Origin of the sequence: Butyricimonas sp. BSD2780061689_150309_C8, from assembly GCF_015560935.1 — a bacterium.
Taxonomy (GTDB): Bacteria; Bacteroidota; Bacteroidia; order Bacteroidales; family Marinifilaceae; genus Butyricimonas; species Butyricimonas paravirosa.
On the sequence record NZ_JADMSV010000033.1, the window covers coordinates 32,539 to 45,617 of the forward strand.

11 protein-coding genes are annotated in these 13,079 nt (G+C 43.7%); 6 read left to right on the top strand and 5 right to left on the bottom strand.

Annotated elements, in window-relative coordinates; all coding sequences use genetic code 11:
* Window positions 1-402 precede the first annotated feature (402 nt).
* Window positions 403-3,273 carry a hypothetical protein gene (locus I2I33_RS18390; RefSeq protein WP_229128375.1) on the top strand — a complete coding sequence of 957 codons (2,871 nt, stop codon included), beginning with the start codon at window positions 403-405 and terminating at the stop codon, window positions 3,271-3,273.
* A 73-nt stretch (window positions 3,274-3,346) separates the two neighbouring features.
* Here I2I33_RS18390 and I2I33_RS18395 read toward each other — a convergent pair whose 3' ends face one another.
* The gene (locus I2I33_RS18395; protein WP_027201758.1) at window positions 3,347-3,610 is read right to left on the bottom strand and encodes a type B 50S ribosomal protein L31; all 264 of its coding nucleotides are present in this window, start codon (window positions 3,608-3,610) and stop codon (window positions 3,347-3,349) included.
* A 229-nt stretch (window positions 3,611-3,839) separates the two neighbouring features.
* Window positions 3,840-4,595: a Fic family protein gene (locus I2I33_RS18400; RefSeq protein ID WP_087422620.1), complete on the bottom strand. Its 756-nt coding sequence runs from the start codon at window positions 4,593-4,595 to the stop codon at window positions 3,840-3,842.
* A 138-nt stretch (window positions 4,596-4,733) separates the two neighbouring features.
* On the opposite strand from I2I33_RS18400, the gene pgeF reads away from it, so the two are divergent.
* The 4 genes from pgeF to I2I33_RS18420 are packed head-to-tail and all read left to right on the top strand — an operon-like array spanning window position 4,734 to window position 7,129.
* The gene (pgeF, locus tag I2I33_RS18405; protein WP_087422619.1) at window positions 4,734-5,549 is read left to right on the top strand and encodes a peptidoglycan editing factor PgeF; all 816 of its coding nucleotides are present in this window, start codon (window positions 4,734-4,736) and stop codon (window positions 5,547-5,549) included.
* Window positions 5,550-5,554: 5 nt separating this feature from the next.
* On the top strand, window positions 5,555-5,911 hold the full coding sequence (locus I2I33_RS18410; protein ID WP_087422618.1) for a CidA/LrgA family protein: 357 nt from the start codon (window positions 5,555-5,557) through the stop codon (window positions 5,909-5,911).
* An 11-nt stretch (window positions 5,912-5,922) separates the two neighbouring features.
* On the top strand, window positions 5,923-6,621 hold the full coding sequence (locus tag I2I33_RS18415) for an LrgB family protein (protein ID WP_087422617.1): 699 nt from the start codon (window positions 5,923-5,925) through the stop codon (window positions 6,619-6,621).
* Window position 6,622: 1 nt separating this feature from the next.
* A complete protein-coding gene (locus I2I33_RS18420) occupies window positions 6,623-7,129 on the top strand; it encodes a 3'-5' exonuclease (protein WP_087422616.1) in 507 nt (168 codons plus the stop codon).
* Window positions 7,130-7,532: 403 nt separating this feature from the next.
* On the opposite strand, the gene I2I33_RS18425 is transcribed toward I2I33_RS18420, so the two are convergent.
* Genes I2I33_RS18425 through sppA form a run of 3 tightly spaced genes read right to left on the bottom strand, consistent with a single transcriptional unit; the run spans window position 7,533 to window position 11,174 of the window.
* Entirely contained in the window at window positions 7,533-8,345 is an 813-nt protein-coding gene (locus I2I33_RS18425) for a purine-nucleoside phosphorylase (protein WP_087422615.1), read from the bottom strand.
* Window positions 8,320-9,372, bottom strand: a complete 1,053-nt coding sequence (gene lpxK, locus I2I33_RS18430) for a tetraacyldisaccharide 4'-kinase (RefSeq protein ID WP_087422670.1) — start codon at window positions 9,370-9,372, stop codon at window positions 8,320-8,322. The genes I2I33_RS18425 and lpxK overlap by 26 nt, the downstream gene beginning before the upstream one ends.
* Window positions 9,373-9,380: 8 nt before the next feature.
* Entirely contained in the window at window positions 9,381-11,174 is a 1,794-nt protein-coding gene (sppA, locus tag I2I33_RS18435; protein WP_087422614.1) for a signal peptide peptidase SppA, read from the bottom strand.
* Between the two features lie 290 nt (window positions 11,175-11,464).
* Between sppA and murA the strand changes: the two genes are divergently transcribed.
* Window positions 11,465-12,772 (top strand): UDP-N-acetylglucosamine 1-carboxyvinyltransferase, encoded by a 1,308-nt coding sequence (gene murA / locus I2I33_RS18440; RefSeq protein WP_087422613.1) that lies wholly within the window; start codon window positions 11,465-11,467, stop codon window positions 12,770-12,772.
* The last annotated feature ends 307 nt before the right edge of the window (window positions 12,773-13,079 follow it).

A 13,079-nucleotide genomic window follows, 5' to 3' on the forward strand; every position in this document is an offset into this window, starting at 1 on the left:
TTAAGAGAAAAACTATTATGGTGTTATACATTAGGGGTGTATGTTGTTATTTTGTTTGCTCAATTGAGTAGTCAAAGTATTTTGATGAGGAACTCATCTGATATTGCAGATTTTTCCTCTTCTGTTCCGTTCATGAATGTATTTTTTTTCTTGGTATTTCAAACGCTGCCTTTAGTGATCCTTGGTTGTCATTTCTTGTACAAGGGACGTGGTGTAGATAGTATGGAAGCGATATATTATCGCTCGGAGAGTAATGCTGAGTATGTATACGGTATGTTTGTTGCTTTTATTAGTGTGTTTGGAGGTGCGGCAATATTTTCGTTGTTGATGGTTCTGTTGGTGCATTTGTTGTTCATGCCTTTTCCTTTGGGAGGGGAATACTATTTGTTTTATTTGTTTTTGATGGTTATACCGGCTCTTGTATTCATGATAGGATTTTCTTTTTTTGTTGTTACATGGATCAGGAATCGGGTACTGAGTGTGATTTTTCTTCTTGGATTCCTGGGAACTACAATATTTTATCTATCAGATTGTCTGTTTGGCTTATTTGATCCGTTGGGACTCTCCTTGCCGAGTGCTTTTTCTAGAATAACAGGGCATTCTGATATATGGGGCTATTTTTTACAGCGAGGGATGTGGTTTTTTCTTGGTCTTAGCTTTGTTGGGTTAACTATTCTCAAATTTGATCGAATTCCCAATCGGGTTTCTTGTGTTGGTAAACGTGTTTTGGTCCTTTTTTTCTTGATCATAGGAATACTTTGTGGAGGTTCTTTTTTCTTTTTGCAACAAAATAAGTTTTGGGAGCGTTTGAATTATAGATCCATTTACGAAAAATATTCTTCTTATCCTAAGGCCTATCTTGAATCTCAAGATGTTGATTATGAGCAGAGAGAAAACGAGATGTTCGTGAATACAAAACTTGTTGTGCGGAATCGTACGGGAAAGGATATGAGTAATGTATTACTTTATTTGAACCCAGATTTGGATATAACTGCTTTATCCATAAATGGGATGACCTCTTTGTTTGAACGGGAAAAGCAGGTGATTGTAGTACCAGCGAGTCTGTCGCCTGGAGATTCTTTGTTATTAGAACTATCTTATAAAGGCCAAATCGACGAAAGAATTTGTTATCTAAATGTTCCGGACGTTGAAATAGCGGATACACGCAAGCGTATGTATTTGGCCTGTCGTTTGGGGAAACGTTATTCGTATTTACGAAAGGATTTTACTTTATTGATCCCGGAGGTTTTGTGGTATCCAACAACCGTTCCTCCTGAAAATCCGAGTTCTCCATATGATAATTCTAGAAATTTTACTCGATATTCGTTACGGGTACGTGGTCATGGAAAAAATAAAGTTATCTCTCAAGGGATGCGAAAAAGAAATGGGGATCAGGTTATATTCAGAAATGAACATCTATTGCATGGTATCACACTTAACATAGGCGATTACATTACCCGGCAGTTGACCGTGGGTAGCGTAACTTATGAGTTACATATGTGGCGTAAACATGCGGCATTATTAAAAATATTGAATGATCGACTAGAACCTTCCCCTGATCAAAAGGTCTCTTCTACCGAATTAATAATCCGTCATGTACGACATATAGCAGAAATATCCACTGGGAGGAAATATCCTTATAAGCGTTTTCAACTTGTAGAAACGCCATTGGATTTCACTTCTTATTTTAGAGATGAGATGAAATCTAGCGGGTTTGTACAACCTGAGGTCTTGTATTTTCCTGAACGTGGATTTAGAATGAAAGTGTTTTTTTCAGAGGTAGAATTGGCCGTTAATTCCTTGTTATTTCAGGAGGATAAATTTCGAAATACTTTTTCATGGGATGGTATCTTAAGATGGAACGTGTTGTTGAAAAGATTTCATTTAGAAGATGGTGTATTTGACAAAAATCCGTACTTGATTCGTACTCAATTTTACAATCAAATTTCGGATATAATTTGTCAAACTTATCCTTTTTTTAATTCTTTAGTGAATTTAATTATTGAAGATAATAACCAGACAAGAATTCAGCCACGGCCTTCTTTAACTCCAATATTGGAACAACAAGCTATTGATTACCTTCGTTCACATAGTTTGAAAGATGCTCTGTATGACCATTCTTTGAACATGGCTGTACTTGGCGCTATTTTTGTGCTGAAGGAGCGGGAGTTGGTGGATATATTTCAAACGAAAGGAGTAGATCAGGATAGTCTTGTGTCTTTTTTAATGAATTTTTTGGATCGGCATCGTTTCAACGTGACAGATTTTGAACAATTGAATGAGGAGTTCAAATCTGTTTTTCATGTCGATTGGAACACGGTATTACCTTCTTGGTATGCACGTAGTAGAATTCCTACATATTTGTTGAAAATTACAGATGTGATGCGGGTTAAAACTGAAAATCCGAAAGATTTATACTCCCGGATCGAGTTTGCTATTTTTAATGATAGTGATGTGGATGGTGTGGTGAATATTAGAACTTCTACTTATTTACCGGGAGGTTGGGCAGAGATGCAGTTAGCGCATAAAGAGAAGAGACGAGAATCTACTATTAAATATCAAGCGTTTAAAATTGAAGCCAAGACAGGTAAACGATTTGCTTTAGTAGTTGGTGAATTTTTGGATTTCATGATAAATACTAACATAGCTGGAAATTTGCCTAACTCTTTTTTCTTCCATGAGACGGGAATATTTACCCAAGATACTTCTCAGTATATAGAAGAAGTTTCTAGGAGGTATTTTTTGCCTGACACGAACGTATTTATCGTCGATAACACGGATCCCGGGTGTAAACTTACACAGCCTTCAACCTTTTTGAAATTAGTAAATAATGATCATTTAATGTCCCCAAAATCTTGGATTCGGTTTATAAATTTTAAAGAAGGTATATTTATGCCGAGTTCTAGTTGGAAAGAGTTTCTTGCTCAAGATTGCCAGGGAACCACGGTTCGGAGTTTTGTATTTACAAGGGGTGGGGCAGGTGATTATCGTTTGACTTGGGAGGTTGATCTCCCAAAGGAAGGAGAGTATGAGGCTTTCGTATATATCCCGAGTTATTCATTAAATATGAATATACAGAAATATAGAATTTCACCGCTAGGAGATGAGGAAAAAGTCGTTTCTATTGATACTAAAGGCAAATGGTGTTCTTTGGGAATTTACAATTGCCTTCCTGGCATTAGTAAAATATCTCTTAGTAATGAAGGGGAAAAAAATCAAATGATTGTTGGGGATGCCGTCAAGTGGGTGTATCAAGGGAAAGCGATAAGATGATCTTGAGCTTATTGATATAATACAAAAAGAGGAGATTCTTAGAATCTCCTCTTTTTGTATTATATCAGAAAAATTATTTCTTTCTGTTTTCCATGTGGTTCTTGTAACGGTTCATGAACTTGTCAACACGTCCTGCCGTGTCGATCAGTTTAATTTTACCGGTATAGAACGGGTGTGAAGAGTTGGAGATTTCCATCTTTACTAATGGATATTCAACTCCGTCGATCTCGATAGTCTCCTTCGTTGCGGCAGTAGACTTGGTGATTGTAGTCGTTCCATTAGACATATCTTTAAACGCTACTAATCTGTAATTTTCAGGATGTATGCCCTTTTTCATTTCGTATATAATTTTAAAATTGTTCCTTGGTTTAACGGGCAGCAAAGATAGTTGATTCATTATAAATCACAAAGAATTTCAGAGACTTTTTTAATTGAGGGCGAGAAAAGTCTGGCGAAAAGGGTTGAAATTCACGAGTTATAGTAGGGAGGGAGGTTTCTGGATTAAAAAGTGATGCCGGAGTTTATGCTTGTCAGAACATACTTCCGGCATTGGGAAATGGATAATATTATTTCCGCGGGGTGACTTCTTTGCGAAGCTGGGAAAGTAATTCCTCACCCACGAAGCGTTCGAATGTTTCGGGTGTTGGGGTGTCCTTCTGCATTTTTATGGCAGCGAGGTATTTTGCCTTGTCTTCTCCCGGGATGATGATGAGCGGTTCCCTGAACATCATCTGGATATAGTTCATCATCAGGAGGCCGGCGGTAATATTCCCGGCCCCGAAAGGTTTTATGTGCATGAAGCGATAGTGAAAGGCTGCGGCAAGTTTCACGGTCAGTATGTCGTGAACGTTCCCCAGCTTTTCATTTGTCTCTTTACACAATTGTTCCAGCATATCCGGGATCTGGGCATAGTTGGCGAGGATACCCTCTTCATAGTACTCTTCTCCCAGCCGGAAATCGCCCAGCGAGGTATCGTAACCGCCGATCGTCGTGTACACCTCTTTGCCCGTGTGTTGCATTACTTTTGCGCTGACTTCCCGTACGAAGTCGAGCGAGAACCTTTTGCGTTGTTGTGCGCATTTAACCAGGTAAAGGAATGCGTTGCTCAGGTCTTTTATCCGGTGCGTGTCTTCTCGTGTTACTTTGGGTGAGATCTCAATGTCGTTCAAGATATTGAAAAAGTCCTGTTTTTTAATGTCCATACCGTCTAGGCGGGCAATTTCGTAAAGTAACGTTTCCGACCGTCGGGGCGAATAGCCTTTCGTGTCCAGTTGCGCTCTTTCGAGGTATTCTTCGCGGGTTTTACATAGTTCTTGCCACATAATCGTTCTTTTTTATCGATGATACGTGTAAACAAAACGGGGGGTTGTTTTTTTTATGGTTATTTGTGACAAGGCGATTTATGTTGACAATTTTGTTTGGAATGTTGTATCTTTGTGCGCTCAAAAGAACGAATAAATATGATTAGGGTTGAGAGAGATAAAGTTACGTTCTACCAGTTCTTGGGATTACGGGATTTTCCGGGATTAATTCATTTCGTGTCGGGAAGGGAAGGTGGCGTTAGTGTCGGTGGGCAAGCTGCGTTGAATCTGGGATTCATGGATGAGGACCGGGATGACCGGGTGTTGACTAACCGGATGTCACTGGCGGAGGCTGTTGGTTGTGGTGTGGATGATTTTATTTTGGGAGAACAAAAACATACCACTCACGTAGAAGTCGTGACCCGGTCGCAACGTGGCCGGGGAGGACGGGAGAAAGCGACTCGCTTATCTTCGACAGATGCTTTGATTACGAGAGAAACGGGTGTTTGTCTGATGGTGCTTGCTGCCGATTGTGTTCCTGTTTTGATGTACGATTCCCGGGTACGGGTTATTGCTGCTGTTCATGCGGGATGGCGAGGTACGGTGGGAAGAATTACAGCGAAGACCGTAGAGCGGATGCGGGAGGAATTTGGATGTGACCCCCGAGATGTGATTGTCGGGATAGGGCCTTCTATCGGCCCCTGTTGTTTTGAGGTCGGGGAAGAAGTCGTGGAGGCGGCACGTGAGGGATTGGGAGACTTGACGGGATTGATCGAACCGGGGAAACAGGCCGGGAAGTATCTGTTGAATTTGTGGGAAGCTAATCGTCGTCAATTACGGCAAGTGGGGGTGGAGGATATTCGTATTGAAGTGGCGGGAATTTGTACCGTCTGTCATCATGATCGATTTTTTTCCTATCGAGGGGACCGGGGAAACACGGGACGATTCGGGGCGGGAATCATGTTAAATATATAGATGGAATGTTAGGAGGAATTTTTATTATTATGGCTTTTTATTTACTGGGTGAATGTTGTGCCTGGTTGATGAACGGTTTTGTGCCGGGGAGCGTGTTGGGGATGATGTTTTTGTTTTTGGCGTTATCCATGCATTGGGTCCGACCGGAGAGAGTGCGTCCGGTGGCTCGTTTCCTTTGTGATAACATGGCGTTTTTCTTTCTCCCGGCGGGAGTGGGGATTATCACGTCCATGGATGTGTTGTCCCGCTATTGGGACATCGTGTTGGTGGTGGGGACGGTGACGACGTTGTTGGTTTTGATCGTGGTGGCGGTTTTGCAACAATGGCAAGAGGATCATCGGGCGCATGGTAAAACGAATTAATTTGTAGGAAGATGCAGTCTATTATTTCGTCAGAGATATTTGTAATAACGTTGGTAGCCGGGGTATACTTGGCTGCGCTTTGGCTATACCGGAAAACGAAGTTGGCGCTGTTACATCCTTTGTTAGTTTCTATTCCGGCGTTAGTGGCGGTGATGAGTGTGATAGGGATTCCGTATGAATCTTTCCAGCAAGGGAGCCGGATGATTAATTTCCTGCTGGGACCTTCTGTCGTGGCCTTGGGCTACGTGTTGTGGGAACAGGTGGAATACATGAAGAGTAATGCGGTGTCGATCATGACTTCTATTTTTGTCGGGAGTTTGGTGGGAATCGTGAGTGTGATTTGTATTGCTCGCTGGATGGGGGCGGACCACGTGTTGATAGCGACATTGGAGCCGAAGTCCGTGACGACCCCGATAGCGATGGGAGTGGCCGAGAAAGCGGGTGGTATTCCTGCCATTGCGGCGGTAATTGTTATCGTGGTGGGGATATTCGGGGGAATCGTGGGGCCTTTCGTGTTGAACAAGTTGAACATTGATAGTAAGATTGCCCGAGGATTATCTCTTGGTGCCGCGGCTCACGGGTTGGGTACTGCCAGAGCGATGGAGTTGGGCGCATTGGAAGGAGCTATTAGTGGTTTGGCAATTGGTTTAATGGGAGTGATGACGGCGATACTGGTACCTGTCGTCGAGTGGGTAATGTCATTATTTTAGTATGTTACTGGATTTCACGGCCATAGATTTCGAGACGGCTAACCGTTACCCGACAAGCGCTTGCTCTATCGGGATTGTTGTCGTGCAGGACGGAGAGATCACGGAAGAGTTTTCGCACTTGATTAAGCCGGAACCTTACTATTTTAACAAGAAGTTTATCGAGATACATGGGATTACTCCCGTGATGGTGAAGGATGCACCTTCGTTTTATGATTTGTGGGGCGTGATCGGGCGTTACTTTGATACGGAGGCTTTGGTTGCCCACAACGCAGGGTTTGATATGAGCGTGCTGAAAGCTTGTTTGGAACGGGCGGATCTGTATGCCCGTTTACCTGAATCTTTTTGTACTTGCCGGTTGTCTCGGAAGTTGGTGAAAGGCTTGCCGAATTATAAATTGAATACTTTGTGTGATCATTTCGGGATTGCGTTAAATCACCACGAGGCGTTAAGTGATGCCCGGGGGGCGGCAAAAATCATGATTGAATTGTCGAAGTTGAGTCTTTTTTAAATATGTTCTGTATTTTCTAAGCTAAAGAGGTGTATCTCAAATGTATTGCATTGGTGTCGCACTGGAGTCTCGTTAGTAAGTCAACGGGAAGTTAACGGAAAGTCAACGGGAAGTCGATGGGGGAAAGTGGTACTTTTGTGGTGGATAAAACCTTGAAGTAAGGTTTATATATTAACGAGACACCTAAGAGTGTATCGTGGGATATATACGAGTGGGGCTGTTCAAAAAGTCATTTTATCTCAAAAAACTCCTCCGTCACTTCGTGCCACCTCCTCTATAAACAGAGGAGGAGCTGGTGACTCGTCCCGAAAACAGGGAGTATTTCAACTCTCCCTCTGTTTATAGAGGGAGTACCCCGAAGGGGGAGGGAGTTTGAAAAATGACTTTTGGGAACCCCTCGAATTTATAGTTTACTGATGATCTCTTTGAATATAGCTCCCATGCGAGGTTGAGCGAGGTTGCCCACGTCCTGTACTTCCGCGTGGTTCGTTTTGATAAGTTCCTCGCTGGCCGTGCTGTTCGTGATAACCGACATCCCGAAACATTCCATGTTCATGTGACGGGCAACAATGACTTCCGGCACGGTGGACATTCCCACGGCGTCTCCTCCGATAACCCGAATCCAGTTATACTCTGCCGGAGTTTCGAAGGATGGCCCTTGCAGTCCGGCGTACACGCCTTTTTGCAATGGAATGTTTAATTTATTCCCGGCCTCTTCTGCCAGTTGAATTAAGCGTTTGCTATATGCCTCGGCCATTCCGGGAAAACGGGGACCGAGTTCATCGATATTTTTACCCCGTAGCGGGTGTTCCGGGAATAGGTTGATATGATCCCGAATGATCATCAGGTCACCAACCAGGTAATTCGTGTTCACGCCCCCGGCTGCGTTGGAAACGAAAAGAGTCTTTACCCCGAGAGCGTGCATCACTCTCACGGGAAAGGTCACTTCTTTCATGGAATAACCCTCGTAATAGTGGAAACGTCCCTGCATGGCAATGACTTTTTTGCCCCCAAAGGACCCGATAAGCAATTCTCCCCGGTGTCCCTGTACCGTGGAAACGGGGAAGTTTGGAATTGCCATATATGGGATGGCGTGTTCTATCTCGATTGATTTTCCCAATTCTCCCAGTCCTGTTCCCAGGATAATACCGATTGTATGCTCTCCTTTCACGAAGGGGGCTAGGTATTTGCTACTTTCTCGTATCTTGTCTAACATAGTCGTATATATTTTTTATGAGTTGATCTCTTGGAGTTAGGAATTCCGGTTCGATCGGGATATAGAAAATTTGTTGTCTGATCTCTTCCGGTATGTCGCATAACGTGAGGCGGACAGCATCTTTTTCCGTGGTGAAGATACATTTGTCCGTGGAGCTGATTTTATCGTACTCTTGGAGAATACGTTTTATGTCCGTGTCACTGTAATTGTGATGGTCCGGGAATGTGATGTGATCAATCTGGTCTGTCATCTGTTTTAAGTGTTCCACGTAGGGAGCCGGTTGGGCAATCCCGGTGACACAGAGTATGGCCGTTTTCGGGGTTACCGCGTGATGACTGTCCCCGTCCAGCGAACGAGGTTCTCCGTATCTCATGGAAGTGAACAAAAGCTGTTGATAGGCTTTTAAATTTAAGTGTTTCAGGATGATCCGTTTCTCTATGGGAGAGATGTTTGCGGGACATTTGGTCACGATGACATAATTGGCCCTGTCTTTGGCGTGAATACTTTCCCGGAGACGTCCAAGGGGAAGTAAATGGTCCTCGTAGATAGGGCGGTTGTAGTCAATCAGCATGATATTTATGTCCGCTTTCACGTAGCGGTGTTGAAAACCGTCATCTAGGATGATTACTTCCGGTTTTTCCGGGAGTTGCATGAGTTTCTTGATGCCACGCACTCGATCTGCGTCCACGGCTACCGTGATTTCTGGGAATTTATTCTTTATTTGCATGGGTTCGTCCCCGATGTCGTTTGCCGTGGAGTTTTCCGTTGCCAGCACGAAACCGGATGTCTTTCGTTTATACCCCCGGCTGAGGCAGGCTACACGGTAATCATTTTTCAACTCGTTGATCAGGGATTCCGTGTGAGGGGTTTTTCCCGTTCCGCCCACGGTGATATTTCCCACGCAAATAATGGGGACGTCAAACTCCCGTATCTTTAATATGCCCAAGTTGAACAAGCGGTTACGAATACTGACTCCGATGCCGTACAGTACGCTTAAAGGCCATAAAATGAGATTTTTCAACACAATATTTCGCTTTAATTAAACGTGAGATCGTAAGGTATTCTGGCTACCATGCCTTTTATTTTTAATAATTCTTTCTGTTCCCGGTAAGTATCATAGAAATCGCCCAATTCTGATTTTAATATGCTGGTTCTGATGCTTTGCGAGAAATTTATCAGAATATCTTCGAAAGGACTGCGTTCAACCGGTAGTTCGGTGATCTGGTAGTTGTTCAGACCTGCTTTGTTTGCAGCGATGGCAATGGCATCTTCCAGTCCGCCTAACACGTCAACCAATCCGAGTTTCAGTGCGTCCTCTCCTGTCCATACCCGTCCCTGTGCGATTTCGTTTACCGCCTCTTTGGTCATGTGGCGTCCTTGGCTTACCCGATCGAGGAAGGTGTCATATCCCCGGTTGATGTAGGTCTGCATCACGTTGCGCTCGTAGTCTGTTAAGGGACGATCACTGATAGGGATGGGTAACGGGTAGCCGCCACCGAAATCACTGTGTTCGTTGGTCTTCACCACGTCGGAAGAGATTCCTAGTTTATCTTTGATCAGTTTCTCCCCGCTGAATAGTAAACCGAATATACCGATGGACCCCGTGAGGGTTGTCGGGTCTGCCACGATAGTGTCTGCCGCACAGGATATGTAGTACCCTCCGGATGCGGCTACGTTACCCATGGAGGCGATAAACGGTTTAGTCTGGGCGGCCAGTTGTGCCTCTTTCCAGATAATATCGGAAGTCAGCGCGCTACCTCCCGGGGAGTTTACACGTAACACGATAGCTTTGATGTTTTTATCTTCACGTGCTTTCCGGATGGTCGTGGCTAGTTCCGGTCCTATACTTTCCGGTCCCTGTTGGAATTCGATATTCCCTTGTGCGTAGATCACTGCGATCTTGTCGGCGGCAAAGTTCACGCTTGGGAAAGTGGCTTTCGTGTAATCTTCGAAACTTGTCAGGGATAGTTTTTCATCATCTGTTAATCCACATGCTTCTCGCAGTTTGTCGAGCATGGTGTTTTCGTAAAGGGTTCCATCAAAAAATCCTTCTTTCACGAATTCTTCTGTCGGGTAGATTTTGAAATCATCGGTGATTTGATTGATCTTTTCTACCGGGATATTTCTGCTGGCGGAAATTCCTTTCACGATGTTACCCCAAAGAGAACTTAAATAGGTCTGTACCTGTTCCCGGTTGGCATCACTCATGTGTGTTTCGATGTAAGGTTCCACGGCTGATTTAAATTTACCGACACGAATAACTTCCGGTTGTACCCCGATTTTTTTCAAAAGGTCTTTGTAGAATGATATGTTCGCGCTCATTCCGGTTAATAGTAGCGGAGTTTCGGGATTAACGAAAACACTATCGGCAACTGTCGCCAAGTAGTAGCTTTTCTGGGAATATCCCAAGTTAGTATAGCTGTAAATGAATTTACCGCTTTTTTTGAATCTCAACAAGGCATTCCGGATCTCGTCGATCGTGGCGAGAGCCCCGAAGTTAGAGTTGATCTCGGTCAGGTCCAGGTAAATCCCCTTGATGCGGGAATCCTTGCTGGCGTTGTCAATGTATTCAAGTATTTTATTTAGCCCGATTGGTTTCTCTGGGCTCATGGTCATCAAGTTAAAGTTCTGAAATGGGTTCTCCGATGCCCTGTCCGGGATCGCTGTCTTTAGTGATAGTTTTAGTATCGTGTTGTCCTTGATCTCGATCGTGGGACTGGAGAAACTGGCTATGGCCCCGACGAGCCCGATAAACACGAAAAACAGGATAACGTGTACGATAATAATACCGACAATGGTCGCTAACAAGTATTTCAGAAAGCTTTTCATTATGTGTTGTTTTAAATTATTAATAATCTCGGGTAAAATTTAGAGATACAAAATATGGCTTATATTGTAAATCTTGTTTACAAATGTATGGATATAATTCCGGTCATACAAAATTTTAATTGATTTTGTCGATTCACTATTTTACAAACTTTGTAAACTTATTTTGTTGACATTTGTTTTTTTGATAGTTTTACGTGCAGAATTCGGTTGCGTTTCGGGAGATAGATATACCCTTACGATGCGTGGCTAAAATGTTTGTAGCGAAAACTGTAACTCTTTAATTATACGACATGAGCAAATTTGAAGTTATTGGTGGGAGACGATTGAAAGGTGAGTTGGTTCCCCAGGGAGCAAAGAATGAGGCATTACAGGTGATCTGTGCTTGTTTGTTGACTAGGGAAGAAGTGGTTATCAGTAATATCCCGGAGATATTGGATGTGATAAAATTGATTGATCTACTTCGGGGTATGGGAGTGAAGGTAGAGAGACTTCAAAAAGGTGAGTTTTCTTTCCGGGCGAACGAGATAAATTTCGATTACTTGGAAACAGAAGATTTTTATAGTAAAGCGGCTAGTTTACGCGGGTCGATCATGATTTTGGGCCCGCTGTTAGCCATGCATGGTTGCGGTTTGGTTCCCAAGCCGGGAGGGGATAAAATCGGGCGTCGTCGGTTAGATACCCATTTTCTTGGTTTCGAGAAATTGGGAGCCACGTTCGAGTATGATGCGATTTCGGGGTGTTACAAGGCCTCTGCCCAGAAATTACGGGGAACTTATATGTTACTTGATGAGGCATCGGTGACCGGAACGGCGAATATTATCATGGCTGCCGTGTTGGCGGAAGGGGTGACCACGATCTATAACGCTGCTTGCGAGCCTTACGTGCAACAGTTATGCAGGATGTTAAATGCCATGGGAGCCCGGATTTCGGGGATTGCTTCCAATTTGTTGACGATTGAAGGGGTTGAAAGTCTTGGGGGGTGTCAGCATCGTTGTTTACCCGACATGATCGAGGTGGGTAGTTACATAGGACTTGCAGCATTGACCCGTTCGGAGATCACGATTAAGAATGTCGCTATTCCCCAGTTAGGTATTATTCCGGATGCGTTCCGTAAGTTGGGAATCCGGGTGGAGGAACGTGGGGATGATTTATATATTCCTCGTCAGGAACATTACATGATAGAAGATTTCATTGATGGTTCAATTTTGACAATTGCCGATGCTCCTTGGCCGGGGTTGACACCCGACTTGTTGAGTGTATTCCTTGTTGTTGCTACTCAGGCAAAAGGAAGTGTGCTGATTCATCAGAAGATGTTCGAGAGCCGCTTGTTCTTCGTGGACAAATTAATCGACATGGGGGCGAAGATTATTCTTTGTGATCCGCATCGGGCCACGGTTATCGGACAAAACCATGAATCTCAGCTACGGGCCACCAAGATGACTTCGCCGGATATACGTGCGGGAATTGCCTTGTTGATTGCGGCGTTGTCTGCGCAAGGGACAAGTGTCATTGATAACATCGATCAGATTGACCGCGGTTACGAGCATATTGATGAAAAACTGAATGTGATTGGTGCGGAGATCAGACGGGTTGACTGAGGAACGTAATGATTTTAGATTTAGGGATTTTAGATTTTAGATTGAACTCCCCTCCTTCGGGTAGGAGCTGTCCAAAAAGTCATTTCTCAAACTCCCTCCCCCCTTCGGGGTACTCCCTCTATAAACAGAGGGAGAGCTGAAATACGCACTGTCTTCAGGAAGAGTCACCAGCTCCTCCTCTGTTTATAGAGGAGGTGGCACGAAGTGACGGAGGAGTTTATTTTTTCAAAAGTAATGTGGCCAAAAATAGTTGGTAACATTTTTCCAATTAAAGCTTATCTTTGAATAGTAAAGTCGAAGAGGAAAC

Coding starts and splice junctions, on each gene's coding strand:
- I2I33_RS18390 (WP_229128375.1), top strand. CDS start 403: ATGGTTATACCGGCTCTTGTATTCATGATAGGATTTTCTTTTTTTGTT.
- I2I33_RS18395 (WP_027201758.1), bottom strand. CDS start 3,610: ATGAAAAAGGGCATACATCCTGAAAATTACAGATTAGTAGCGTTTAAA.
- I2I33_RS18400 (WP_087422620.1), bottom strand. CDS start 4,595: ATGTGGCAAGAACTATGTAAAACCCGCGAAGAATACCTCGAAAGAGCG.
- pgeF (WP_087422619.1), top strand. CDS start 4,734: ATGATTAGGGTTGAGAGAGATAAAGTTACGTTCTACCAGTTCTTGGGA.
- I2I33_RS18410 (WP_087422618.1), top strand. CDS start 5,555: ATGTTAGGAGGAATTTTTATTATTATGGCTTTTTATTTACTGGGTGAA.
- I2I33_RS18415 (WP_087422617.1), top strand. CDS start 5,923: ATGCAGTCTATTATTTCGTCAGAGATATTTGTAATAACGTTGGTAGCC.
- I2I33_RS18420 (WP_087422616.1), top strand. CDS start 6,623: ATGTTACTGGATTTCACGGCCATAGATTTCGAGACGGCTAACCGTTAC.
- I2I33_RS18425 (WP_087422615.1), bottom strand. CDS start 8,345: ATGTTAGACAAGATACGAGAAAGTAGCAAATACCTAGCCCCCTTCGTG.
- sppA (WP_087422614.1), bottom strand. CDS start 11,174: ATGAAAAGCTTTCTGAAATACTTGTTAGCGACCATTGTCGGTATTATT.
- murA (WP_087422613.1), top strand. CDS start 11,465: ATGAGCAAATTTGAAGTTATTGGTGGGAGACGATTGAAAGGTGAGTTG.